Genomic DNA, 25,534 nt, shown 5'->3' on the forward strand with positions numbered 1-25,534 from the left:
AAAGTAGCTATTTTCGTACTAGTAGGTAAAAAAAGATGATTGCAAGAGCAATCACAAGAAATATAAAAAAAGAAGTAGGTATATAACACCGAAAGATCTGCGTATGTGTAGTATAAGACTGTCAAACTTTTCTAAAGCCCAAGTCCTACCAACAAAAAAAGTCCAGCGTCAAAAGACCGTTAAAACCTTCCAAACAACCACTAAACATCCAAAACAAGCCAATTAAAAATTCTGAATTGACAAAATATTCTGCGCAATGATACCATCGAACTCACAAAAGATGGCAACAGAATACATGGGAAATAAATCATGGAATTTGCAATTGTTAAAAAGACAACCAAATAGCTTCATCCTTCTTTTATCACTTCGGGTCCTAACAAAGTCTTAGTCTAAAAAACCATGTAGAGGATCAACAGGGGGAAAAGATCCCTCATGTCGAAAGGTTGCCAGGGAGAGGGAAGCCCTTTTTAAGACAGGAAGTTATGAAAGGAGGTGAAGTAAAAAAAAGAAAAAATAGTCTAAAAATTTAGAATATTCACTCCTAGCACAATCAAGGAACAGGGAACAAGGAACAGGATTCATCGGAGGACCGACCAACCACCCAAAGTATTAAAAATGGAGGAGGGGCCATCAGTTCATGCTTACAAAAAGCAAAAAAGGCATATTCGCCACTTTAGCTGTTCTGACACTGGTAACAGCAACAGCCTTAACAGGATGTGGAGATGGAGCCTCCACTTCCTCAAGCGGTGACACCATCCAAATCGGAGCGCTCGTTGACAAATCGGGCAAAGGCGCCGACTGGGGTCGTAAAAATGAAATTGCTATGAACATCGCCGTCGAAGAAATCAATGCTTCTGGCGGCATTAACGGAAGTCCTATAGAACTTCTCGTTCGCGATACCAATGGCAGAAACGAAGAAGCCGTGAACCTCACTCGTAGCCTGGCCGGTCAAGGCGTCGCCGCCATTGTAGGCCCCTTCTTCAGCGGAGAATGTGAAGTCGCCTTTCCACAAGCCAACCAATTGCAAGTACCGATTATCTCACCCTCATCGGCCAAAGCAGGTATCTCTGAAAACAACCGTCCCTGGGCATTCCGCAATAGCATGACTGACGATAAGCTACTTCGTGAAGCAACGCCTCGCTTTGTCAAAGCGTTTGATGTGAAAACAGTTGTCGTACTCCATGATGAGCGCGATGCCTGGTCCAAAGCAGTCGGGACAGACGATCTACCGAGAGAATTTAAAGCAGCCGGTGTGGAAATCCTCAATGAAGGCAACTATTTCAGCTTCAACACAGGGGAGACCAACTTTAGTGCCATTGTAACGCAAGTTCGGAATCTCAACCCCGATGCCATTGCTTTCGGAGGCCTCTATAATGAAGCCGCTGCCTTTGCTCGAGAAATGGAGCGCCAAGGGCTGAAAATACCGGTGCTAGGTGGCGTAGGTATGTATGCGGGTGCCTTGATTCAGCAAGGCGGTACAGCTGTAGAAAACTTTGTAGCCACCTCAAGCTGGAACGTAGACTCAGAAGATGAACAAGCTAGAAGCTTTGTAGAAAAATTCAAGCCCCAAGCAGCGCAAATTACGCCAGCCGATCCTTTACCAGGTTCCTTTGAAGCCAACCATTATGAGACCATCTATATGATCGCCCATGTGCTAGAACAAGCCGGTGTTGATCACACAACGCCTACGGAGGAAGTTCGTTTGGCCCTACGAGATGGTTTCGCCAACTTAAAAGATTTCAAAGGAATCACTGGTTTGACCAGCATAGATGAAAAAGGAGACGGAATAAAAACCATCTATCCTCTCGTTGTAAGAGAAGGCAGATTCGAAATCTTAGAATAAGAAGCTCATCGCAGCTCTGTAAAAACTTCATAAGTTCTAAGAGGGAGGGTGTGGACTTTTGCTTCTTCTCCAGCAGCTCATCAACGGTTTGATGCAAGGCAGTATCTACGCCCTCGTGGCCATCGGATACTCTCTCGTCTTTGGCGTCTTGAACTTGCTTAACATGGCCCATGGGGAAGTCTTTATGATCGCAGGCTTTGTGGGACTCTTGCTCATCTTAGCCCTTGACTTGCCTATTTATCTGGCCATCCCCGCTGCCATGGCAGCGGCAGCTCTTCTGGGCGTAATCATTGAACTTCTCTGTTTTCGACCGATCAAAAAAGAATTTCATCTGGCGCCTGTCGTTAGCACCATCGCCTTTGGTACCGTTTTAGTCAGTTTGACAGTCAACTTTATCGGTTCGGAACCGCAAGTTTTTCCCGCTCATGTCAATATTGGAGACTTCTCCGTAGGTGGCATTCTCATTAGTGGCACGGAACTGCTGATGTTCGCCATTGCCATAACTCTCATGGTCTTACTCACCTTTATGCTCGAAAAAACAAAAACAGGTCGAGCCATGCGAGCCATGGCAGAAAACGAAAAAGCAGCACAAATTTTAGGTGTAAATGTCAAAAGAATTATCATTACCACCTTTGCCATCTCTGCTGCCTTAGCTGGTATTGCCGGTATCTTAGTCGGTTTGCGCTTTGGTGTGATCAGTCCCTTTGTCGGTGCGACCATTGGCCTAAAAGCATTGGCCGTTATGGTGATTGGTGGTCTGGGTAACATTTACGGTGCGATGGTAGCAGGCTTGCTCTTAGGAATGCTCGAAGCAGCCACCGTTGTCATCCCAGGATTATCGCCCTACGTCGATGCTGTAATCTGGGGTTTTCTCGTCTTCGTCTTGCTCTTTAAACCCAACGGTCTCTTAGGAACAAGAGTACAAGCGGAAAGGGTGTGAGCAAGGTTGACAGAATCTGTATTTATTTTTGCCGGAATTAACATTATTTTAGCCATCAGCCTTTATATCACCCTTTCCACAGGGCAGATATCACTAGGCCACGGTGCCTTTATGGCCATTGGCGCTTACATGGCTTCGGTTATGACTGTAAAATGGGGATTTAATCTCCCTCTTGCAATTGTGGCCGCTGCCATTATGGCTGGTATTGTTGGCGTTGCTGTCGGCTTTCCGGCCCTTCGCGTTAAAGGAATCTACTTGGCCATTGGAACGCTCGGCTTGGGTGAAGTGGTGCAAGTCTTTTTCCACAACTTCAAGTACACCGGTGGTGCCTCTGGTATAAGTGGCATGTCTGGCACGACTTTGTATCTTGTCTGGTTTATGGTTGCTTTAACCATTTTGTTTGCTTGGCAACTTACCCACTCACGCATCGGTTGGGCTTTCAAAGCCGTCCATGAAGATGAGGTAGCAGCCCAATCGATGGGGCTGAATATCACCTATCTGAAAGTAACTGCTTTTGGTGTAAGTGCAGCCATCGCTGGCATTGCCGGCGCTCTCTATTCTCACTATATTTTCTTTATCGACCCCCACGCTTTTGGTTATCACACTTCCTTGCTGATTCTTTTTTACGTTATCTTTGGCGGTGCCCAGACTTTCTGGGGTGCAGCCCTTGGAGCACTCGTGCTAACCTTGTTGCCTGAGCTCATTCGAGGCATGCAAGAATGGCGTCTCACATTCTACGGTATTCTTATTATGGCCATGATGGTTCTTCGTCCACAAGGTCTGATCTCCCACGATACTATTAATTGGATTAAAGACTTTTTCAGCAAAAAAAGTCTACCCAAAACAAAAGCCACAGAGGAAGCAGGGTGATCCTTGGTGCTCGTTGTTAGCGAAGTACACAAAAGTTTTGGCGGCTTAAATGTAATTCACGAATTAAGCTTTCAGGTGCCAGAAGGGTTTATTTTCAGTCTCATTGGACCGAATGGAGCCGGCAAAACAACACTTTTCAACATGATTACAGGCATTTACCCTGTCGATCGTGGCCACATCTCCTTTCAAGGCACGACCTTAAATGGCTTAAAGCCCTATGAGATCACTCGCTTAGGCATTGCCCGTACTTTTCAGAATATTCGACTTTTTCCGCATATGACGGTGCTCGAAAATGTACGCATCGGGCAAAGCACCAAAGTCAACACAGGCTTGCGCAGTCTTATTCCCGCCTATGAGCGTTCCTTAGAAAAAGAGTTGGCCCAGGAAGCCCAAGAAGCGCTGGCCCTATTGGGACTGGAAGAGAAAAAAGATCAATATGCAGGCCAGCTTTCCTACGGCGATCAAAGGCGGGTAGAGATTGCCAGAGCCCTGGCGACAGGTGCAAAGCTTCTCCTCCTTGATGAGCCTGCCGCCGGTTTGAATCCCGATGAAAGCAAAGGGCTCAACGAGATTATTCTAAAAATCCGTAAAGCAGGTCATACCATTTTGCTTATTGAGCACGACATGTCTGTCGTCATGGAAATTTCAGACCATGTTCTGGTTATTAACTTTGGCGAAAAAATCGCTGAAGGCGATCCTGCCACCGTGCAGGCCAATCCGCTGGTGCTAGAGGCCTATCTGGGAAAGGATGAAGAATGATGGAAAAGGTTCTACAGGTAAAGAACCTGAAAGTTGCGTACGGACCGATTAAAGCGTTAAAGGGTATTGATCTCGAAGTCCGTCAAGGCGAAACTGTTGCCATCATTGGGGCCAATGGTGCTGGCAAATCTACTTTGCTCAAGACCATCTCCGGTCTCTTAAAGCCTGCAGAAGGCACCATTGAGTTTAGAGGCCAGCCTCTTACGTCGATGGCGCCCCATCACATCGTGAGCAAAGGGCTTATCCACGTTCCTGAAGGCAGAGCTGTCTTAGGTCGCATGACCGTAGAAGATAACTTGCTGATGGGTGCCTATTGTCGCAAAGACGAAAAAGAGATTCAAGAAGACCTTGAAAAAGTGCTTGCTTTATTTCCCATCTTGAAAGAGCGCTTTAAGTTTCAAGCAGGCAATCTTTCGGGAGGACAGCAGCAAATGCTGGCCATCGGCCGTGGCATGATGGCCCGTCCACAAATCATGATGCTTGATGAACCTTCTCTAGGCTTAGCACCCATTGTAATCAAAGAGATCTTTGAAATCATTAAAAACTTGCGCGATAAAGGCATCACCGTATTGCTGGTGGAACAAAATGCCAAGCAAGCGCTCAAAGTGGCCGACCGTGGTTATGTCTTAGAGACCGGTCGTGTCGTTTTAAGCGACAGTGGCGCCAATCTTTTACGCAGCGAAGAAGTAACGCGAGCCTATCTTGGGGAACGCAAAGACGACACCCGGCGTGCTCTCACTGCATAAGTATCGTTGTAAAAAAAGGAGGCGGTATTTTGTTTAACAAAGTTCTCATCGCCAATCGCGGTGAAATCGCTCTTCGGCTTTTGCGAGCAGCCCAGGCCTTACAGATTCGAACCGTACTAGTTTACTCGGAAGCCGATCAAGATACCCTTCCTGTTAAGGAGGCCGATGAGGCATACCTCATCGGTCCCCCCCCCGTCGCCCAGAGCTATTTGCAAGTCGAAAAAATTCTAGAAGTGGCAAAAAAAACGGGTGCCCAAGCCATTCATCCTGGCTACGGTTTGCTCTCTGAAAATGCAACTTTTGCCCGCCGTTGCGCCGAAGAAGGAATAAAGTTCATTGGTCCGTCAGCTTCAATTATCGCCATCATGGGTGATAAAGTGGCTGCTCGCCGCACCATGGCGGCCGCTGGCGTACCCGTTGTGCCAGGTACAGAACGGGCACCTGAAGATTTGCAAGCCGCCCTTGTAGAAGCCAATCGCATTGGCTACCCCATCATGGTCAAAGCAGCCGCCGGGGGTGGAGGCATCGGCATGCAAATTGCCCACGATGAATCGGCTTTAGCGGCAGCCTGGGAAAGCTGCGCCCACCGTGGAGGCCGCTTTTTCGGAGATAGAACACTTTTTCTAGAGCGCTACTTCTCTAGAAGTCGTCATATTGAGGTTCAATTGATGGCCGATGAACATGGCAATGCCATTCATCTTTTTGAAAGAGATTGCTCCATTCAAAGACGGCATCAAAAAATCGTAGAAGAAGCACCGGCTGCCCAGCTTTCTCTGGAATTGCGAGAAAAAATGGGACAAGTGGCCTTGAAAGCAGCCCGTGCCATTGGGTACTCCAATGTTGGTACCATGGAATTTCTTGTCGATGAAGATGACAATTTTTACTTTCTGGAGATGAATACGCGCTTACAGGTGGAGCACCCCGTTACAGAAATGGTGACAAACATCGACATTGCCCAAGCCCAGTATCGCATTGCCGCCGGTGAAAAGCTTTGGCTTCAGCAAGAAGATGTGGCCCTTCAAGGTCATGCTATTGAGGTGCGGCTCTATGCTGAAAACCCCGACAACTTCTTGCCTTCACCCGGCAGAATCAATCACTTCTATATACCACAAAAAGAAAATGTTCGCGTCGATGGCTGGGTCCAAAGTGGTACCGTCGTAACGCCTTATTACGATCCGCTGCTCGCTAAAATCATCGCGCATGGCGAGAATCGAGCAGAAGCCATTGCCATGTTGCAAGCAACATTGCAAGAAACAGAAATTGAAGGGATCAAAACAAATTTACCTGTACTCAAAGATATTTTAGCCCATCACACTTTCCAAGCGGGAGAAGGCAATTGCTATTTTGTACGAGAAATGCTCGGCAAAGCTGTCTAAGGCAGTGCCAGTCCTGAAAGTACATGAAGGAGGAGCTACTACATCATGAAGGAAGTTACAGCGACAATGGCAGGGATGGTCTTACGTCTCCAAGTTAATCCTGGCGATAAAGTGGAAGAGAACCAGGAAGTTTTATATCTTGAGTCCATGAAGATGGAGATTCCTGTCCAATCGACTTTTGCAGGCACTGTTGTTGAAAGCAAAGTCGCAGAAGGGGAATTTGTCAACGAAGGCGATGTTCTTTTGTTGTTAGAGTAGGACAGGGAAGGACGGAGGAGCCTTTGCAACAAACTGAAGGGATAAGAGGAAAGGGCATTTTACAAAGCCAAAGCGCCACAGTGCTAATAGAGCAAGATGGCCCTATCGCTTGGATCAAGATCAATCGGCCCGCGGTAATGAATGCGCTCAACTATGAAACATTGCTGGCTTTAGAAGATCTAACAAGGCAAATCCGTTTTCACCGCCAGGTGCAACTCGTCGTCATCACGGGCGTTGGTGACAAAGCTTTTTCCACGGGAGCCGATCTGAAAGAGCGTGCTACTTTTTCACCAACGCAAGTGCAGCAATACATATACACCATTCGAGAGCTTATGAATCAGATTGAAACATTACCCCAACCGGTCATTGCCTTGCTTAATGGCATGGCTTTAGGAGGAGGAACAGAGCTCGCCCTGGCTTGTGATTTACGGATTGCTGCAGAAGGTTCCCAGATGGGATTAACGGAAACAAAGCTGGCTATTATTCCAGGCGCCGGGGGTACGCAGCGACTGAGTCGCCTCATTGGCGCAGCTCGAGCGAAAGAGCTGATTTTTACGGCCCGCACCATTTCAGCCCAGGAAGCGTACAACCTAGGACTTGTCAATCGTGTTGTACCAGGCCATGAATTGCACCAGGCTCTTTATGAACTAGCCGAGACCATTTTGTCGAATGGGCCCGTGGCTTTACAACAAGCCAAGTATGCCATTAACTTCGGCATGGAAGCCGAATTGCGAACGGGCTTAGCTTTAGAAACAAAATCCTACGAAGTTTGCATTCCTACAGAAGATCGCAGGGAAGCCTTGCAGGCATTTCGAGAAAAAAGAAAGCCACAGTTTCAGGGAAGGTGAGTAAAAGCATGGCGAATCAGCCCATTCCAAAGAATCAACCGAGTCAGCCTTATGAAGAGATGGCAGAATTGATGGAAAAAATCTACGCAGGCGGGGCTCCCAAGTATCATGCAGCCAACAAAGAGCGAGGCAAGCTCTTTGCACGGCATCGACTGGAGCTTTTGCTCGATAAGGATAGCTTTGTAGAAGAAGGCTTGTGCGCCAACTGCCAGGCCGATGAGCTGCCCGCTGATGGCGTTATTTGTGGCATTGGCACCATTGAAGGTCGGCCTGTTTGCATTATGGCCAACGACTCTACCGTCAAAGCCGGTAGTTGGGGACAGCGCACTGTTGAAAAAATCATTCGCATTCAAGAAAGAGCCCTCGACCTGAATATCCCGATTTTTTATCTTGTTGATTCCGCCGGTGCACGCATTACTGATCAAGTGGAAATGTTCCCTGGTCGTCGTGGCGCTGGACGCATTTTCTACAATCAAGTGAAGCTATCAGGTCGCGTTCCCCAGATTTGTCTTCTTTTTGGACCTTCTGCTGCTGGCGGTGCTTACATTCCTGCTTTTTGCGACGTTGTATTTATGATTGAAGGCAACGCAAGTATGTATCTCGGTTCGCCACGCATGGCTGAGATGGTTATCGGAGAAAAAGTAACACTCGAAGAAATGGGCGGTGCTCGTATGCATTGTACCCAGTCAGGTTGTGGTGATTTTCTCTGTGCCAGTGAAGAAGAAGCCATTACAAAAGCCCGACACTATCTTAGCTACTTTCCCCAGAGCTGCTTTGAAAAGTCGGAAAAAATAACAAGCTCGGAAAAAAAGGAAAACTCCAAGGTTGCTAGCATCGGCAAAAAAGATATTAAGTCTATCGTGCCAACGAATCAAAACGTTCCATTTAATATGAAGGAACTCATCTACAATCTCGTTGACGAAGGCTCTTACCTAGAAATCAAAGAGCTTTTCGCGCCAGAAATTATTACAGCTTTCGCTCGCCTTGATGGACAGCCTGTGGGCATTGTGGCCAATCAGCCTATGCACAAAGGTGGCGTTTTGTTTATCGACTCGGCCGATAAAGCGACACGGTTCATTCAGCTTTGCGATGCTTTCAACATTCCTCTTCTATACTTGATGGATGTTCCTGGCTTTATGATTGGAACGAAGGTGGAACGGGCCGGCATGATTCGACATGGCGCCAAGATGATTTCAGCCATGTCAGAAGCAACAGTACCGAAAATTTCCGTCGTCGTACGTAAGGCCTATGGCGCTGGATTGTACGCCATGTGTGGCCCTGCTTTTGAGCCCGATGCTTGTCTTGCTTTGCCCACAGCGTCCATTGCCGTCATGGGTCCAGAAGCGGCCATCAACGCCGTGTACTACAACAAGATCAAAGAGCTACCGCCGGCAGAGCGCGCTGCTTTTATCAATGAACGTCGTAAGGAGTATCAAGAAGATATATCTCTAGCACGTCTCGCCTCAGAACTTGTTGTTGACGCTATCGTTATGCCCGAGAAATTGCGAGGGGAGCTCATCCAACGCTTCTCCTTATATCGTTCGAAAAAGACAGCGTTTACAACACGCAAGCATGCGGTAACGCCTGTGTAGATTTGCGATTCAGTATCCTACACCCAAATTAGAGGAGGTCTGTTATTATTATGAACTTCGATCTTAGCCCAGAGCAAAGAGCAATTCAGCAAATGGTTCGCCAGTTTGCCCAAGAAGAAGTAGCCCCGGGCGCGGCGGAACGGGATAAGACCGGAGTTTTTCCTGAAGCCATTTTTCGTGACATGGCGGAACTGAGTCTCCTCGGTCTTCCTTATCCGGAAGAAGTGGGTGGTGCAGGTGCCGATACTCTTTCCTTTGCCCTCGTCGTGGAAGAACTGGCTAGAGCCTGCGCTTCTACAGCCCTCTCTTATGCGGCCCATATCTCTTTAGGTTGTGCCCCTCTTTATCTTTTCGGTACGAAAGAACAACAAGAAAAGTGGCTTGTACCACTTTGTCAAGGTAAGTTTCTAGGCTCTTTCGGCCTTACAGAGCCCAATGCCGGTTCTGACGCCGGTGGAACTCAAACGGTTGCTACCTTGCAAGAAGGCCAGTGGGTGATTAACGGTTGTAAATGCTATATTACCAATGCTTCTTATGCCGGTGCTGTTGTGGCAACCTGCCGTACAGAACCAAAAGGTGGCAGCAACGCCATTAGTGCCATTATTGTTCCTACAGGCACGGAAGGGTACACCATTCGCAATGGCTACGACAAATTAGGTATGCGTGCTTCGAATACGTGCGAGCTTTTCTTTGATGATGTAAAAGTGCCAGAAGAAAATCTCTTAGGTGAAAGAGGCAAAGGCTTTACACAATTTTTGCAAGTCTTAGATGGTGGACGGATATCCATCGCGGCGCTTGCCCTAGGCATCGCCCAAGCATGCCTCGATGCTTCTGTCAAGTATGCCAACGAACGTGTTCAGTTTGGTCAGTCAATCTCTAAGTTTCAAGCCATTTCTTTTAAACTTGCCGATATGGCCACGCATATCGAATTGGCTCGCAACCAAGTTCACAAAGCAGCCTGGCTCAAAGATGAAGGCCGCCCTTTCGCCAAAGAAGCGGCCATGGCCAAGCTCTTTGCTTCTGAAATTGCAACCAAAGCGGCTTTAGAAGCCATTCAAATTCACGGTGGCTATGGCTACATCAAAGAATTCCCCGTAGAACGTTACTTGCGCGATGCCAAACTTTGCGAAATTGGCGAAGGAACCTCTGAAATCCAACGCATTGTCATATCTAGACAACTTGGCTGCAATGCTCTTTCCACAGAACACAAAAAAGCGAAAAAAAGCAGTTGCCTCAAATGCGTCGATAAAGCAGAAAAGTCAGCTGTGTAGTACTAGACCCTAGACCTGCGAATACAACAGTGTCTGTAGTTGAGAAAAAAGTCTAAATTAAGCGTAATAGTGATAACGACGATGCTGCTTCGCTGCAGCAATTCTAATAGAAGAAAGAGGTGTAGATATTTTGGTACCACCGTCTGAACACCTCTTATCCCAAGGCGCACTACCTGCAAAAGCAATCATCGGGGAGTGCTGGGCTCGCGATGGCCTACAAAATGAAAAAATTATCGTACCTACCGATGAAAAAGTGAAGATAATCAATGCCCTTCAAGAGATAGGTTTCAAAAAAATTGAAGCAACCAGCTTTGCTCACCCCAAATATTTGCCTCAATTTAATGATGCTGAAGAAGTGTTACAGCGCATCAACCGTCTTCCCGGCGTTGACTTTCGAGCCATTGTAACGACTCGGCGAGGCTTAGAAAGAGCAATCCTTTGCCAAGAAAAAGGCTACGGTGTCGATGAGATCGCCATGGTGATCTCATCGACGGAAGCGCACAATCAAGCCAATGTGAAAATGAATCGCCAGGAGAACCAAGAGCTTTTAGCTTCTTTGGCGGAACAAGCTTTGCAGACAGGTCATCATGTCTTCGGATGGATTTTAACCGCTTTTGGCTGTCCTTTTACAGGCGATGTAGAGCCAAAAGAAGTTCTCCGTCTTGCACGCTGGTGGAAAAGTATAGGCGCTTCCTATATTGGTTTAGGCGATACAACGGGCATGGCCAATCCAAAGCAAGTGGCACATCTTCTTGCCTACTTGCGTCAAGAAGGCTTTGGCCCCGAGAAAGTCGTTCTTCACTTTCACGACAGCCGCGGCACTGGACTGGCCAACAACTTGATGGCTCTACTAAGTGGTTACTACTACCTAGATAGTTCCATCGGTGCCATTGGTGGGCAAGCCAGAACGGGTGCCGACCCTTACCAAAGCGGTCACGGCGGCAACTGCAGCACCGAAGATCTTGTCGCCATGCTAGAAGAGATGAACATATCTACAGGCATCGACAGACCGGCTCTCTTAGAGCTAGGCCAGGAAGCAGAAAAAATTCTGCAACGTCCTTTGCGCTCTAACGTTTTGCGCTGCGGACTGGTCAAGCACAGTCCTGCCCACAAAGATAAAATACGGACCCTCAGGAAGGAGGCCACATTGGTGGAAATGCTCAAAGTTACGATGGGTGATCTTTTGGATCAACGAGCAGCCCAACAGCCTGATCATGAAGCGGTTGTCTACACCGATGATCGCAATTTGCGACTTACCTATCGAGAATTTCAAGAGCGTGCGAACCAGGTGGCCAAAGGCTTAATGGCACTGGGTGTGCAAAAAGGTGAAAACATCGCTATCTGGGCTACGAACTATCCCGAGTGGCTCGATACGCAATTTGGCAGCGCCAAAATGGGTGCAGTCCTCGTAACAGTTAACACCAACTATCGCGCTTCGGAATTGCAATACTTGCTCCGTCAATCTGATGCCACCACCTTGTTGCTCATCGATGGCTTTCGCGACAACAATTACGTAGAAACGCTTAACCAGATTTGCCCACAACTCGCAACAAGCCAACCCGGTGAATTGCAATGTTCAGCCTTACCGCTCTTAAAAAATGTGATCTTCATCGGTCGAGACCCGGAAGAAAAGCACCCTGGTATGTTCAGTTGGAATGATTTCTTACAGCTTGGCGAAACCATTTCCGCTGAAGCGCTGGCAGAACGACAAAAATCACTTCACTATGACGATACCATTAACATGCAATACACTTCCGGTACGACCGGATTTCCCAAAGGCGTCATGCTCAGTCATTACAACATTGTCAACAACGCTCGTCTCGTTGCCGCCAATCAAAATATGACCCAAGAAGACCGCCTTTGCTTTCCCGTCCCCCTTTTTCATTGTTTTGGTTGTGTTATGAGTTCCTTGGCTTGCATAGTTACTGGGGCAACCATGGTGCCCATTGAAAGCTTCGATCCCCTTCGCGTATTGGCAGCCGTAGAAAAAGAGAAATGCACCATCTTATACGGCGTTCCTACCATGTTCATTGCCCAACTGAATCACCCTGACTTTGAACGCTACAATCTATCAACGCTGCGCACAGGGATCATGGCAGGATCTCCCTGCCCTATAGAAGTGATGAAAAAAGTGGCCCACCAGATGGGCGCTCGCGATATTACCATTGCCTACGGTCTTACTGAATTTTCACCGGTCATTACCCAAACGACAGCGCAAGACTCTCTCGAACGTAGAGTTTCTACCGTTGGGAAAGCCTTGCCTTCCGTAGAAGTCAAAGTCATCGATCCTGCCACAGGGCAAGAAGTGCCCCCCGGACAGACGGGCGAACTTTGTGCTCGCGGTTTTGGTGTAATGAAAGGATATTATAAAAACCCGGAAGCCACCGCAGCGGTGATTAATGAAGAAGGTTGGCTCCGCACAGGCGATTTGGCTACCTACGATGAGGAAGGCTACGTTAAAATTACAGGCCGGGCCAAAGATATGATTATTCGTGGGGGAGAGAACATTTACCCACGAGAAATTGAAGAATTTCTCTACAGCCACCCCAAAATCGGCGATGTACAAGTGATTGGCGTTCCTGATCTTAAGTATGGCGAAGAAGTGCTCGCTTGCATTATTCCGAAAGAGGGAGAAGAGCTCACCGAAGAAGAGGTTCGTAAATACTGCCAAGGTCAAATTGCCCGTCACAAAATTCCCCGCTATATTCGCTTCCTTACCCACTACCCCATGACTGCGTCCGGTAAGATCCAGAAATTTCGCCTTCGCGAGCATTACATCGAAGAACTATCTCTCGAAAATGCCGCAAAGGTGGAGACAGCTTGATGAAAAAAATTCTCTGGACGCCGCCGCTCGCAAGGTAGAACAATCGCAAATGAAAGCATTTATGGACTATATTCGTGAACAGAAAGGCCGAAGCTTTCGGACCTATCGCACCCTTCACGCCTGGTCTGTTCAGAATATTCGGGATTTTTGGGATTCTTTCTGGCATTTTAGCGAACCTTTGCACTCTCAACCTTACGAGGAAGTATTGGTCGAAGGCGATCATATGACGGATGCCCAATGGTTTCGAGGTGCACGATTAAATTTTGCCGAAAACCTGCTCCGCTATCGCGATGATCAGATCGCTCTTATCGCCCACAGCGAAATAGGTCCAAGGCGCACCCTGACCTATCAAGAACTGTACGCAGACGTGCACCAGCTTGCCCAAGCGCTCGAGAGTATTTCGCTACAACCAGGTGATCGCGTTGCCGCTTATATGCCCAACGTGCCTGAAACGGTCGTTGCCCTTTTGGCCTCAACAGCCTTAGGGGCCACCTGGTCTTCTACATCGCCTGACTTTGGTAGCAAAGCAGTGGCTGAACGCTTCGGCCAGATCGAACCAAAAGTGCTCTTCATCACCGATGGCTATACCTACAAAGGCAAGGGCTACAGCACCTTAGAAAAAGCCCGTCAGATCACCAAGGCCATTCCTTCCATAGAAAAAGTAATTCTCTTTCCCTACCTGGAATCAGCGGAAGAATTGAGAAAAAAGCTACCCCATCTATTACCAGAAGCTGTGATATGTCAAGACTTTGTTTCTTCAATCGCCGCAGTAGCGCCAATAGAGTTAGCGAAAGCCCCACTAGAGTCAACGAAGCTTTCCGCAAATTCTGTAACCACTACCTGTCCATCTGCAAGCAACACCAATTCAGCAGGAAGCGGCATTTTTCGTCAACTCCCTGCGAACCACCCTCTATATATCCTCTATTCCTCAGGCACGACAGGCAAACCCAAAGCAATTGTCCACAGCGCCGGTGGCACTTTGATGCAGCATCTGAAAGAACTGCGACTGCACACAGATATCAAGCGAGAAAGCACGCTATTTTACTACAGCACTTGCGGCTGGATGATGTGGAATTGGATGGTCAGTGCCCTTGCTCTCGGCGCTACCGTTGTACTCTACGACGGCTCACCTTTTCACCCGACAGCAGAGCGATTCTTGCAACTGGTAGAAGAAGAAAAAGTCACCCACTGGGGTGTCAGTGCCAAGTACATTATGTCTATAGAGCGAGAAGCGCTCATTGGCAAAGGCAAGTATGACCTGCAATCGTTGCAGACCCTTCTATCTACAGGATCGCCTCTTTCCGCAGAAAGCTTTTGTTATGTCTATAGCCATATCAAAGAAGATCTATGCTTATCCTCCATATCAGGGGGAACCGATATTATTTCTTGCTTTGTCTTAGGCAACCCCATGCTTCCTGTCTATGCGGGCGAAATTCAAAGCAAAGGCCTGGCCATGGATGTTGTCGGCTTGGACGAAGCTGGTCAAGAAGTAAAAAAAGGCAAAGGCGAACTCGTCTGCCGCCAGCCTTTTCCCTCCATGCCCCTTGGATTTTGGAAAGATGAAGAAAAAAACAAATACAAAGAATCCTACTTCAGCAAATACCCCCAAGTCTGGTGTCATGGCGACTACATTGAAGTCAAGCCGCGCCGAGGTATCGTTATCCACGGCCGCTCTGATGCCACCTTAAACCCCGGCGGCATTCGTATAGGCACCGCAGAGATCTATCGCATCTTAGAACTTATCGATGAGATAGACGACAGTCTCGTCGTAGGACAGCGATACCAGGACGACGAACGCATACTACTTTTCATCAAACTTCTTGCTGGCGAAAGCTTAACAGCAGAACTAGAAAAAAGGATCAAGCAAACACTACGAAGCAATGCCACAGCCCGTCATGTACCACAAAAAATCATACCCGTTCGCGATATTCCCTACACCCTTAATGGCAAAAAAGTAGAGATCGCTGTGCGCAACATACTTCACGGCGAACCGGTTTTAAATCGCCAAGCCTTGGCCAACCCCGACTCACTAGAAGAATACCATCAAATGACAGAACTGCGCAAAGAAGCAGCCTCCTAGAAAGCGTAAAGTAGTGTCAAGGGGACGCTTTGCTTGCCACTTTTAACCAATTAAATAGAAAGAGAGGTGCTTCCATGAGCGAAAAAAAATTCAAAACCTTATCGGGCGAAGAAGTTAAAGCTTGCTACACTGCCGCTGATCTATCTTCAAAAAAGACGACCGATTCAGAAATTCCAGGCCAATATCCCTACACAAGAGGCATTCATAGCAATATGTATCGACAGCGCCTCTGGACCTTCCGCCAGTTTGCTGGCTTTGCGACTGCCAAAGAGACGAATGAGCGTTTCAAACTTTTGTTATCAAAAGGGCAAACGGGCCTTTCTGTCGCCTTCGATATGCCAACGCTAATGGGCTACGACTCTGATCATCCTCGGGCAGAAGGGGAAGTGGGACGTTGTGGCGTCGCCATTGACTCACTGGCTGATATGGAAGAATTATTCCAAGGCATTCCTCTTGATCAAGTCAGCACTTCCATGACCATCAACGGACCGGCTGCAATTATCTGGGCTTTTTACATTGCCACAGCAGAAAAGCAAGGTGTTCCTTCAGAAAAGCTTTCTGGAACGATTCAAAATGACATCTTAAAAGAATACATCGCCCAAAAGTCTTGGCTCTTTCCCCCAAAACCATCGATGCGTCTCATTACAGACACCTTTGCTTATGCCACCCGCCATGTGCCCAAGTGGAACAGCATTAGCATATCAGGGTACCACATTCGAGAAGCTGGTGCGACAGCGCTGCAGGAACTGGCTTTTACCTTGGCCGATGGCTTTGCTTATGTCGAAGCGGGCATTGAAGCAGGCCTTGATGTTGACGATTTTGCACCGCGCCTTTCCTTTTTCTTCAATGCCCATATGGACTTTTTCGAAGAAATTGCCAAGTTTCGAGCCGCTCGTCGTATCTGGGCTCGCCGCATGAAAGAAAAATACGGCGCCAAAAAAGAGCGCTCCCTTATGTTGCGCTTCCACACCCAAACAGCCGGCTGTAGCCTAACAGCGCCGCAACCAGAAAACAACATTGTGCGCACAGCCTTTGAAGGTCTCTCGGCGGTACTCGGCGGCACCCAGTCTCTCCACACCAACTCCATGGATGAAGTCCTTGCTTTGCCAACGGAAAAATCAGCAACCATCGCCTTGCGGACGCAACAAATTATTGCCCACGAAACAGGAGTCACCAACACCGTTGATCCCTTGGGAGGCTCTTACTTCGTAGAAGCCCTGACTGACAAGATGGAAGCAGGGGCAGAGCGTTATTTTGAACAAATCGATGCCTTAGGCGGTGTTATTCCTGCCATTGAACAAGGCTTTTTCCAAAAAGAAATTGCAGAAGCTGCTTTTCAATATCAAAAAGAGATTGACGAGAAGAAAAGAATTATCGTTGGCGTCAACGACTATATAGAAGACATGGCCATGGACATGCCTCTGCTCAGAATTGATCCAGCCATCGAAGAAGAGCAAGTCAAAAAAGTGCAAGCCCTTCGAGCTAGCCGTGATAACGAAAAGGTAGAAAAAGCACTGCGAGAGTTGCAAGCAGAAGCACGAGGTACAGAAAACTTGCTGCCACCGCTTCTTGAAGCCGTTAGAGCGTACGCAACAGAAGGTGAAATTGCAAGTACTTTAAAGGAAGTTTTCGGCGAATATCGAGAACAGCCCGTTTTCTAAAAAAAGAGGTGATTGCACAGTGAACGTAACAGCCGAGCCGCTCAAGGTCATAGGCAAGGGCAAAGGTCCCTTGAAAGTCTTAGTTGCCAAACCAGGCTTAGACGGCCATGACCGTGGCGTGAAAGTCGTCGCTCGAGCCCTTCGTGATGCGGGCATGGAAGTTATATATACGGGTCTTCACCAAACAGCTGCTCAAATTGTTGAAGCAGCCATCCAAGAAGACGTAGATGCCATCGGCATTAGCATTCTTTCGGGAGCTCATATGACAGTCTTTCGCAAAGTGCGCCAACTGCTCGATGAAAACAACATCGACGACATCATCGTCTTTGGCGGAGGCATCATTCCTGAAGAAGACGCGACTGTTCTTATCGAAAAAGGCTATAGCCACAAAATTTTCGGACCAGGCACACCGCTAGAACAAATCACCGACTGGCTTGAAAAAGCTTAAAAAGGAGGCTAATAAAGGTGCAACCATGGCAACAAGAAGGCCAAAAACTGGAAGTTTCCATTCGTCCGGAAACCTTTCCCTTGGCCATAAAGATTTTTCCATCCGGCGAGCCCTTGCCTGCTAAAGTTAAAAAACCAGCTCGCGATCTAGGCGTACAAGTCGCTTTGTGCCAGGCTGTCGGCATGGCCCGTCGCTATGGTTGGACCCTGGCCATTGACCAAGAAGACCAATCATGCCCCATCGCACACATTGCTTTTGGATTTCAGCCTTCCTTACCTTTTTATGAAGAAGGGCACCTTGCTTGTGGCATGTACGTACAGAACAAGGAAGCAGCTGTCCGCTCCGAAGCTATCATTCCCAAACTAACAGAACAAGAGCGTGGAACCGTCGTCATGGCCCCTCTTACCAAAGCAAACTTTGAGCCAGACCTGCTTTTGCTATACGGCAATTCAGCCCAAATCATGCGGCTCGTCGCCGCTTCCCTTTACTTTGAAGGTGGCGCCATGGAAACTCACATTTCCCCCCGTGCTGATTGTGCCCACAGCATTATCGGCACTTTGCAAGAAGAAAAAGCAAAAGTAATCCTACCTTGCTACGGCGATCGCATCTTCGGCCAGACCCAAGATCACGAAATGGCTTTTACCTTGCCTTACAAAGAGCTCAAACAACTGCTCATCGGCTTAGAAGGAACACACCGCGGTGGCATTCGTTACCCCGTACCGACGTATCTGCGCTACCAAGTTCATTATCCACCGAATTATGAAAAGTTGAAAAAAATGTGGGAAGAAAAAGAAGAAGCTTAAAAAAGGGGAGGGAACCTCGTGAACTTTACCTTATCAGAAGAGCAAGTATTATTACAAAAAACAGTACGCCAGTTCGCCCAAGAACAAGTAGCACCCTTGGCAGCTGAAATGGATGAAAAAGAAGAATTTCACTGGCCTCTTTGGAACGAAATGGCTGAACTAGGGCTCACAGGACTGCCTTTCCCTGAACAATACGGTGGTGCTGAAATGGATAATCTCAGCTACGCCATTGCCTGCGAAGAGCTGGGACGTATCTGCGGATCTACGAGCGTCACCTTGTCGGCCCACACTTCCTTAGGCGCCTGGCCCATTTATCACTTTGGCACAGAAGAACAGAAAGAACGCTACCTAAAGCCCCTCGCACTGGGAGAATCCCTCGGCGCCATGGGCCTGACCGAACCAGCCGCTGGCTCCGACGCCGCTGCCATTAAAATGACAGCCCGGAGAGAAGGAGATCACTACCGGCTCAACGGCAGCAAAATCTTTATCACCAACGGCGGTCAAGCCGAAATCTACGTAGTCGTAGCCAGCACCGACCCAGCGCAAGGCTACAAAGGCATCTCCGCATTTATCGTAGAAAAAGGCACCCCCGGATTCCTCATCGGAAAAAAAGAAAAAAGATGGGCATTCGCGCCTCAGCCACCTGCGAGCTCATTTTTGAAGATTGCCTCATCCCCATCGAAAACCGACTGGGCGACGAAGGAACAGGCTTTCGCCTAATCATGCAAACTCTAGAAGGCGGCCGCATCGGCATAGCATCCCAGGCCCTCGGCATCGCCCAAGGCGCCTTCGACCAGGCCCTCGCCTACAGCCAAGAACGCGAACAATTTGGCCGGCCCATTAGCACCAAACAGGCCATCCAATTTATGCTAGCCGACATGGCCACCCAAATCGAAGCAGCCCGCTTGCTCGTCTATCAAGCCGCCTACCTCAAAGATCAAAAACTCCCCCACGGCAAAGCCTCCTCCATGGCCAAAGTATTCGCCTCCGAAGTCGCCATGAAAGTCACAACCCAAGCCGTACAGATCCACGGCGGCTACGGCTACAGCCGTGAATACCCAGTCGAACGAATGATGCGCGATGCCAAAATCACCGAAATCTACGAAGGCACCAGCGAAATCCAACGCTTGGTCATCGCCAACCATTTGATAAAAGGAAAATAGCAATAAAATTCAAAGGAGGCTGACCCCCCTCATGAGAAAAGTAGCTATCGTCAGCGCCGCTCGCACGGCCTTCGGAAAATTCGGCGGATCCCTATCTTCACTCAAGGCCGTAGACCTAGGTGCTACAGCCATCACTGGGGCACTGGAAAAAGTCAGCCTCAAGCCGAGTGAAGTACAATACGTCTACATGGGCCAAGTCCTACAAGGCGGCGCCGGCCAGATCCCATCCCGCCAAGCAGCAAGAAAAGCTGAAATTCCTTGGGATGTTCCCTCCGTAACCGTAAACAAAGTATGTGCCAGTGGCCTCATCTCCGTAGCCATGGCAGCCAAAATGATCGCCTACGGCGAAATCGATGCAGCCGTTGCTGGCGGCATGGAAAGCATGAGCCAATCAACCTACATGCTGCCGACGGCCCGCTGGGGACAGCGTATGTTTAACCTGGAAGGCGTAGACTCCATGGTCCACGATGGACTCTGGTGCCCTTTTTATAACCGCCACATGGCTCTACATGGCTCAGAATCAGCTCGCAAATTCGATATAAGCCGAGAAGCACAAGATGAATGGGCACTTCGCAGCCAGCAACGAGCCGCCCAGGCCATGGAAAAGGGATGGCTTTCTGAAGAGCTTATACCTGTCAATATTCCCCAGAAAAAAGGAGCTCCTCTGCAAGTCAGTCAAGATGAGCAGCCAAGACCGGACAGCACCATCGATAAACTTGCTCGATTGCAACCCATCTTTGATCCCCAAGGTAGCGTTACAGCAGGCAACGCACCGGGCGTCAATGACGGCGGTGCAGCCCTGGTGCTAATGAGTGAAGAAAAAGCCCAGGAATTGGCTTTAGAGCCTTTAGCCTACTATATAGCCCACCAAGAAGTCGCTTTAGAAGCAAGCGAAATGCCAGAAACGCCGGGTCATGCCATCAACAAAGTCTTAAAGCAACAGGGGATGACGCATCACGATATCGATCTTTACGAAGTCAACGAAGCTTTTGCCTCTGTTGTCTTAGTCAGTCAAAAAGTCGCTGGCTATGACCTAGAAAAAGTGAATCAGCAAGGTGGCGCCATCGCCTATGGCCACCCCATTGGAGCCAGTGGCGGACGCATACTGGCAACACTGATTCATCAACTGCGCCGTCGTGGCGGTGGCTACGGCATCGCCGCTATCTGCAGTGGTGCTGCCCAAGGTGACGCCCTGTTGCTCAAAGTAGAGTAAAAAGAAGAGGAGTAGATCGCTCAAATGAATATTGAAAAAGTCCTGGTTATCGGTGCCGGTCAAATGGGAAGCGGCATTGCCCAGGTGGCAGCACAAGCAGGCTTGCAGGTCTACCTTTACGACATTCATAGAGCCGCCGTCACCAAAGGCCGCCAGCGTATTGAGAAAAGTCTTAGCAAATTTGTAAGCAAAGGTAAACTACGGGAAGACGAAAAAGAAGCGATTTTAGCCAGGATCCAAGATTCGACGAGCCTCGAAGATGCAGCCCATTGCCAGTGTGTCATTGAAGCGGCTGTAGAGAAAATGGAAATCAAGAAAAAGATCTTTCAAGAAGTCGATCAATGGGCACCGCAAGAAGCCATTTTGGCCAGCAACACATCCTCCTTGCCCATTACAGCGCTCGCTTCTTATACCGAAAGGCCCGATCGGGTCATCGGTATGCACTTTATGAACCCCGTTCCCGTAATGCGCCTCGTAGAAATCATTCGTGGCCTTGCTACGAGCGACGAGACCTATGATGCCATTGCGAATCTTACTGAAAAAATGGGCAAAGTAGCCGTTTCCTGCAAAGACATCCCCGGATTTATCTCCAACAGAGTCTTACAAGTCATGATCAACGAAGCCATCTGGTGCTACTACGAAGGCGCAGCCACCGCCGATGGCATCGATTCCATTATGAAACTAGGCATGAATCACCCCATGGGTCCGCTAGAACTGGCCGATCTCATTGGCCTCGACACCGTCTTAGCCATCTTAGAAGTACTTCAGGAAGGCTACGGCGATCCCAAGTACCGCCCGTGCCCCCTTCTCCGGCAGTACGTACAAGCCGGTTACCTAGGCCGCAAAACAGGTCGAGGCTTTTACAACTACGAAGCCTAAATATAAAGCCGAAATAAATACAAGCGAGGAGGGAAAAAGTGCTTTTTCAGCTATCAGAAGAACAAGATTTTTTAATCCAGAGCTTGCGTAAGTTTTGCCAGCAAGAAATAGCACCTCTGGCCGAAAAAGTAGACCAAGAAAAGCTTTTTCCTCATCAAAATTTCAGCAAAATGGCCCAACTCGGCCTACTCGGTCTTTCCATTCCTGAAGAACAAGGCGGCAGCGGCGGTGATAGCTTTTACTACTTGGCTATGATTGAAGAAGTGGCTCGAGCCTGCGCTTCCACATCAGTCATCGTAGCCGTTCACACGGGACTTGCTTGCACCAGCCTTTCATCCTTTGGAACAACGGAACAACAAGCCCGCTACCTTCCCGCCATGGTAGAAGGAGAAAAAATCGGCGCCTATGCCCTCACCGAAGAACAAGCCGGTTCCGACGCAGCAAGCTTACAACTGCAAGCACGCCTCGAAGGCGATCATTATATATTGCGCGGTAGCAAGATTTTCATAACCAATGCCTCACAAGCCCAAGTCATCATCACCTTTGCCCGCGCCCCCGGCACAACCGGTGCCGACGGCATCCACTGCTTCATTGTAGAAGCCCCTACGAAGGGACTAGAAGTATCGAAGCCCCTTCCCAAAATGGGCTTGCACGGTTCAGAAACTTGCCAGCTCTACTTTGACGACGTCAAAGTCCCCAAAGAAAACGTACTCGGATCACCGGGAGAAGGATTTAAAATCGCCATGGCCCTTCTCGATGGAGGACGCCTAGCTATCGCCGCCCAGGCCCTCGGCATCGCCCAAGCCGCTTTTGACTACACCCTTTCCTACCTACAACAGCGCCACCAATTCGGACGACCCCTATCGGCCAACCAAGGCATTCAATGGATGATAGCCGATATGGCCACCGAACTAGACGCCGCCAGACTCCTACTATACCGAGCCGCCTCCCTCAAAGAAAGCGGCCTCCCCTTCAGCAAAGAAGCCTCCATGGCCAAGAAATATAGTACCGATCAAGCCATGAAAATAACGACCGACTGCCTCCAACTACTCGGCGGCTACGGCTACAGCCAAGAATACCCCCTAGAACGCCATATGCGTGATGTCAAAGCAACACAAATCTACGAAGGCACCAACCAGATCCAACGAATCGTCATTGCCAGACAGCTACTAAGAGAAGCATCCCGCAAATAGCAAGCCATTTTCACCAAGGGAGGGACTCCATTGAGAAAAGAAACAAAAACAGTGCTCTACCAACAAGAAAATGCCGTCGCACTCCTAACCATCAATCGCCCCACCGTCTTAAACGCCCTCAATCGGCAAGTCTTTCATGACTTAGAAAGCCTCTTCGACCAAATCGCAGTAGACGAGAGCGTCGGCGCTGTCGTCATCACCGGCGCTGGAGAAAAAAGCTTCGTTGCCGGCGCTGACATCGCCGAAATGGCCCAGTACACCCCCTTAGAAGCCCGTGCCTTTGCTCAACAAGGGCAACGTGTCTTTAGCAAAATGGAGAAGATCCCGCAACCTGTTATTGCAGCCATTCAAGGTTATGCCTTAGGCGGTGGTTGTGAACTCGCCCTTGCCTGCGATATTCGCTACGGCAGCCCGAAAGCAAAACTGGGCCAACCGGAAGTGAACCTGGGCGTACTTCCCGGCTTTGGTGGATCCCAGCGATTGCCACGACTCATCGGCAAAGGGCGAGCCAGTGAATTGCTCCTCACCGGTGATATCATCGACAGCACGAAGCCTTTCGCCTTGGCTTGCTTAACAAAATCTTCCCCCTAGAATCACTGCTTGAAGAAAGCTTGAAAGTAGCCGAAGGTTGGCTGAAAAATCTTTTCAGGCTCTTCACTTGAACAAAAGAGCGATCAACGAAGGCCTTAACATGGACATAGAACGCGCCTTTGCTTATGAAGCAGAACTTTTTGGCATCGCTTTTTCAACAGAAGACCAAAAAGCAGGCATGGAAGGTTTTTTACAAAAAAAGAAAGTGCAATTTCGAAAGCCTTCTTAAAAGAACAATCCCTAAAATAGAAGGAGGAATGACTGTGAAAATTGTGGTGCTACTAAAGCAGACTTTTGACACAGAAGCCAAAATTTCCCTAAAGAATGGGCAAATCGAAGAGCAAGGCGTAACATTAATCATCAACCCTTATGATGAGTTTGCCTTAGAAGAAGCTCTTCGAATCAAAGAAAAACAAGGCGGTCAAGTCACCCTCCTTGCAATTGGTAGCGATACGGTCAAAGACTCTTTGCGCCAAGGTTTGGCCATGGGGGCTGACCGAGCCATTTTGATTCAGAAAAACCTTTCCATCCAAAGCGACTTTGATGATTCCATGGTGGCAGAAGCACTGGCCAAGGTGTTACAAGAAGAGTCTTATGACCTAATCCTGACCGGTTGGAAAGCCATCGATGACAATGGAGCCCAGATGCCTCTGCGTGTGGCAGAACAGTTGGGGCTACCACAGATCAACGTAGTAACGAAGCTAGAAATTGCCGATGGCAAAGCAACGGGGACTCGAGAAATCGAAGGGGGCAGCGAAGTCCTAGAAGTGCCCTTGCCTGCAATGATTGCAGCCCAGCGAGGCCTCAATGAGCCCCGGTACCCTTCTATGCGAGGCATTATGCAAGCTCGCAAAAAAGAGTTAAAAGTGATTGAAGCTGATCAACTTTCGCTGACCGCAGAAGCCAAAGTGGCCGTCAACGCCATTTTCTTGCCAGAACCCAAAAAAGCCGGCACCATCTATCAAAGTGCTCCAGCCCAAGCGGTACAAGAACTGGTAGCCGCTTTGCACAATGAAGCAAAAGTTGTGTAAGTTTTTGCTTAAAAGAAATAAAACAGACTAAGGGGAGGCAGGTTCGATGGCCAAAGCATGGGTTTTACTCGAAGTTCTTGATGGAAAAATCAAAAGGGTTAGCTGGGAAATGGTAACACTGGCCCAACAAACAGGGGCGCAGGAAATCGTAGGCCTCTTAATAGGCCAGGGTGTACAAGATCTAACCGGAGAAGCAAGCCAGTACGGCTTTGATAAAATCGTCCTAGTCGATCACCCCGCTGTGGAAAAGTATAGTGCTTCGTCATATACGGCTATTCTTACAGAGCTATATGAAAAAGAAAAACCAGAACTGCTTTTCATCGCCAACACGGCGCAAGGTCGAGATTTTGCACCACGATTGGCTCAACGTATCGGAGCCGGTCAAGTAAGTGATGTGACAGCCTACCAGGGGCTTGCTGCTGCCAATGAAGGGGCAAAGGAAGTTGCGGCAACGCACACAGAACAAGGCCCATCAACGGAAGCGACACTGGCAGGACAAGGCGCTTTTATTCGTCCCATCTACGCTGGCAAAGCTTTCGCCAGTGTTAGAGCCAACAGCTTCCCCCTTGTCGTCACCGTTCGCCCCAACGCTTTTACCGCAGCGGCCCCCCAAGAAGGCAGCGAACAGGGCAAGGCGACGCCCGTTGTAGAAGTGCCTTCCCTTGCAGCGACAGAAGCACCGGTTGATCTTTCAGCCGTGATTAAAGAAGTGGTCAAACACATATCCAGCCGGCCGGAGCTCACCGAAGCCGATATCATCGTCTCAGGCGGCAGAGGCATAAAAGGTCCAGAAAACTTCCCCCTCATAGAAAGCCTAGCAGATACGCTAGGGGCTGCCGTTGGTGCCTCCCGGGCTGCCGTCGATGCAGGCTGGCGCCACCACGACGATCAAGTGGGCCAAACAGGCAAAACCGTATCTCCCACCCTATACATCGCTTGCGGCATCTCCGGCGCAATTCAACACCTTGCTGGCATGAACAGCTCCAAAGTAATCGTAGCCATTAACAAAGACCCAGAAGCAAACATCTTCAAAGTTGCCGACTACGGCATTGTAGGTGACCTTTTCGAAGTAGTACCGCTTCTCCAAGCAGAGTTCGAAAAAGTGCTTCATCAGTAACAAATAAAATAGAGCGAGACTCTCCTCT

At 48.8% G+C, this 25,534-nt stretch carries 20 protein-coding genes and 3 pseudogenes; all 23 read left to right on the top strand.

What is annotated here, in order from left to right; genetic code table 11:
• Positions 1–637: 637 nt before the first annotated feature.
• Complete coding sequence (locus tag FTV88_RS05775; RefSeq protein ID WP_153724800.1) at positions 638–1,843, top strand: ABC transporter substrate-binding protein; 1,206 nt, start codon at positions 638–640, stop codon at positions 1,841–1,843.
• Between the two features lie 58 nt (positions 1,844–1,901).
• Positions 1,902–2,783 (top strand): branched-chain amino acid ABC transporter permease, encoded by an 882-nt coding sequence (locus tag FTV88_RS05780; RefSeq protein WP_153724801.1) that lies wholly within the window; start codon positions 1,902–1,904, stop codon positions 2,781–2,783.
• Between the two features lie 6 nt (positions 2,784–2,789).
• Positions 2,790–3,653: a branched-chain amino acid ABC transporter permease gene (locus FTV88_RS05785; protein ID WP_153724802.1), complete on the top strand. Its 864-nt coding sequence runs from the start codon at positions 2,790–2,792 to the stop codon at positions 3,651–3,653.
• Between the two features lie 3 nt (positions 3,654–3,656).
• On the top strand, positions 3,657–4,412 hold the full coding sequence (locus FTV88_RS05790) for an ABC transporter ATP-binding protein (protein ID WP_153724803.1): 756 nt from the start codon (positions 3,657–3,659) through the stop codon (positions 4,410–4,412).
• Positions 4,409–5,158, top strand: a complete 750-nt coding sequence (locus FTV88_RS05795) for an ABC transporter ATP-binding protein (protein ID WP_153724804.1) — start codon at positions 4,409–4,411, stop codon at positions 5,156–5,158. Before FTV88_RS05790 ends, FTV88_RS05795 begins: the two co-directional genes overlap by 4 nt.
• A 29-nt stretch (positions 5,159–5,187) precedes the next feature.
• Entirely contained in the window at positions 5,188–6,534 is a 1,347-nt protein-coding gene (locus FTV88_RS05800; RefSeq protein WP_153724805.1) for an acetyl-CoA carboxylase biotin carboxylase subunit, read from the top strand.
• 45 nt (positions 6,535–6,579) lie between these two features.
• On the top strand, positions 6,580–6,792 hold the full coding sequence (locus tag FTV88_RS05805) for an acetyl-CoA carboxylase biotin carboxyl carrier protein subunit (protein ID WP_153724806.1): 213 nt from the start codon (positions 6,580–6,582) through the stop codon (positions 6,790–6,792).
• Between the two features lie 23 nt (positions 6,793–6,815).
• Positions 6,816–7,640, top strand: a complete 825-nt coding sequence (locus tag FTV88_RS05810) for an enoyl-CoA hydratase-related protein (RefSeq protein ID WP_207707924.1) — start codon at positions 6,816–6,818, stop codon at positions 7,638–7,640.
• 8 nt (positions 7,641–7,648) lie between these two features.
• The gene (locus tag FTV88_RS05815; RefSeq protein ID WP_153724807.1) at positions 7,649–9,232 is read left to right on the top strand and encodes an acyl-CoA carboxylase subunit beta; all 1,584 of its coding nucleotides are present in this window, start codon (positions 7,649–7,651) and stop codon (positions 9,230–9,232) included.
• A 50-nt stretch (positions 9,233–9,282) separates the two neighbouring features.
• The gene (locus tag FTV88_RS05820) at positions 9,283–10,503 is read left to right on the top strand and encodes an acyl-CoA dehydrogenase family protein (protein WP_153724808.1); all 1,221 of its coding nucleotides are present in this window, start codon (positions 9,283–9,285) and stop codon (positions 10,501–10,503) included.
• 130 nt (positions 10,504–10,633) lie between these two features.
• A pseudogene (locus tag FTV88_RS15840) lies at positions 10,634–11,575 on the top strand (hydroxymethylglutaryl-CoA lyase); the annotation flags it as partial.
• Between the two features lie 75 nt (positions 11,576–11,650).
• Positions 11,651–13,327: an AMP-binding protein gene (locus tag FTV88_RS15845; RefSeq protein WP_243137479.1), complete on the top strand. Its 1,677-nt coding sequence runs from the start codon at positions 11,651–11,653 to the stop codon at positions 13,325–13,327.
• A 49-nt stretch (positions 13,328–13,376) separates the two neighbouring features.
• A complete protein-coding gene (locus FTV88_RS05830) occupies positions 13,377–15,407 on the top strand; it encodes an acetoacetate--CoA ligase (RefSeq protein WP_243137363.1) in 2,031 nt (676 codons plus the stop codon).
• Positions 15,408–15,481: 74 nt separating this feature from the next.
• Positions 15,482–17,068: an acyl-CoA mutase large subunit family protein gene (locus FTV88_RS05835; protein ID WP_153724811.1), complete on the top strand. Its 1,587-nt coding sequence runs from the start codon at positions 15,482–15,484 to the stop codon at positions 17,066–17,068.
• Between the two features lie 19 nt (positions 17,069–17,087).
• Positions 17,088–17,516 carry a cobalamin B12-binding domain-containing protein gene (locus tag FTV88_RS05840; RefSeq protein WP_243137365.1) on the top strand — a complete coding sequence of 143 codons (429 nt, stop codon included), beginning with the start codon at positions 17,088–17,090 and terminating at the stop codon, positions 17,514–17,516.
• Positions 17,517–17,533: 17 nt separating this feature from the next.
• Positions 17,534–18,319, top strand: coding sequence for a DUF169 domain-containing protein (locus FTV88_RS05845; protein WP_153724812.1), 786 nt, complete (start codon positions 17,534–17,536; stop codon positions 18,317–18,319).
• A gap of 18 nt (positions 18,320–18,337) precedes the next feature.
• Positions 18,338–19,482, top strand: a pseudogene (locus FTV88_RS05850) (acyl-CoA dehydrogenase).
• Positions 19,483–19,513: 31 nt separating this feature from the next.
• Positions 19,514–20,695 (top strand): acetyl-CoA C-acetyltransferase, encoded by a 1,182-nt coding sequence (locus FTV88_RS05855; RefSeq protein ID WP_153724813.1) that lies wholly within the window; start codon positions 19,514–19,516, stop codon positions 20,693–20,695.
• Positions 20,696–20,719: 24 nt separating this feature from the next.
• Positions 20,720–21,574, top strand: a complete 855-nt coding sequence (locus FTV88_RS05860) for a 3-hydroxybutyryl-CoA dehydrogenase (protein ID WP_153724814.1) — start codon at positions 20,720–20,722, stop codon at positions 21,572–21,574.
• Between the two features lie 38 nt (positions 21,575–21,612).
• Positions 21,613–22,767, top strand: a complete 1,155-nt coding sequence (locus FTV88_RS05865; RefSeq protein ID WP_153724815.1) for an acyl-CoA dehydrogenase — start codon at positions 21,613–21,615, stop codon at positions 22,765–22,767.
• A 30-nt stretch (positions 22,768–22,797) separates the two neighbouring features.
• A pseudogene (locus FTV88_RS05870) lies at positions 22,798–23,587 on the top strand (enoyl-CoA hydratase-related protein).
• 34 nt (positions 23,588–23,621) lie between these two features.
• On the top strand, positions 23,622–24,389 hold the full coding sequence (locus FTV88_RS05875) for an electron transfer flavoprotein subunit beta/FixA family protein (protein WP_153724816.1): 768 nt from the start codon (positions 23,622–23,624) through the stop codon (positions 24,387–24,389).
• A 46-nt stretch (positions 24,390–24,435) separates the two neighbouring features.
• A complete protein-coding gene (locus FTV88_RS05880; RefSeq protein WP_153724817.1) occupies positions 24,436–25,506 on the top strand; it encodes an electron transfer flavoprotein subunit alpha/FixB family protein in 1,071 nt (356 codons plus the stop codon).
• Positions 25,507–25,534: the final 28 nt, after the last annotated feature.

The sequence above is a fragment of the Heliorestis convoluta genome (assembly GCF_009649955.1).
GTDB lineage: Bacteria > Bacillota > Desulfitobacteriia > Heliobacteriales > Heliobacteriaceae > Heliorestis > Heliorestis convoluta.

Bases quoted from the DNA above. Each gene is read 5' to 3' on its own strand.
- FTV88_RS05775 (WP_153724800.1), top strand. From the start codon at position 638: ATGCTTACAAAAAGCAAAAAAGGCATATTCGCCACTTTAGCTGTTCTG.
- FTV88_RS05795 (WP_153724804.1), top strand. From the start codon at position 4,409: ATGATGGAAAAGGTTCTACAGGTAAAGAACCTGAAAGTTGCGTACGGA.
- FTV88_RS05805 (WP_153724806.1), top strand. From the start codon at position 6,580: ATGAAGGAAGTTACAGCGACAATGGCAGGGATGGTCTTACGTCTCCAA.
- FTV88_RS05815 (WP_153724807.1), top strand. From the start codon at position 7,649: ATGGCGAATCAGCCCATTCCAAAGAATCAACCGAGTCAGCCTTATGAA.
- FTV88_RS05820 (WP_153724808.1), top strand. From the start codon at position 9,283: ATGAACTTCGATCTTAGCCCAGAGCAAAGAGCAATTCAGCAAATGGTT.
- FTV88_RS05830 (WP_243137363.1), top strand. From the start codon at position 13,377: ATGAAAGCATTTATGGACTATATTCGTGAACAGAAAGGCCGAAGCTTT.
- FTV88_RS05835 (WP_153724811.1), top strand. From the start codon at position 15,482: ATGAGCGAAAAAAAATTCAAAACCTTATCGGGCGAAGAAGTTAAAGCT.
- FTV88_RS05855 (WP_153724813.1), top strand. From the start codon at position 19,514: ATGAGAAAAGTAGCTATCGTCAGCGCCGCTCGCACGGCCTTCGGAAAA.
- FTV88_RS05860 (WP_153724814.1), top strand. From the start codon at position 20,720: ATGAATATTGAAAAAGTCCTGGTTATCGGTGCCGGTCAAATGGGAAGC.
- FTV88_RS05880 (WP_153724817.1), top strand. From the start codon at position 24,436: ATGGCCAAAGCATGGGTTTTACTCGAAGTTCTTGATGGAAAAATCAAA.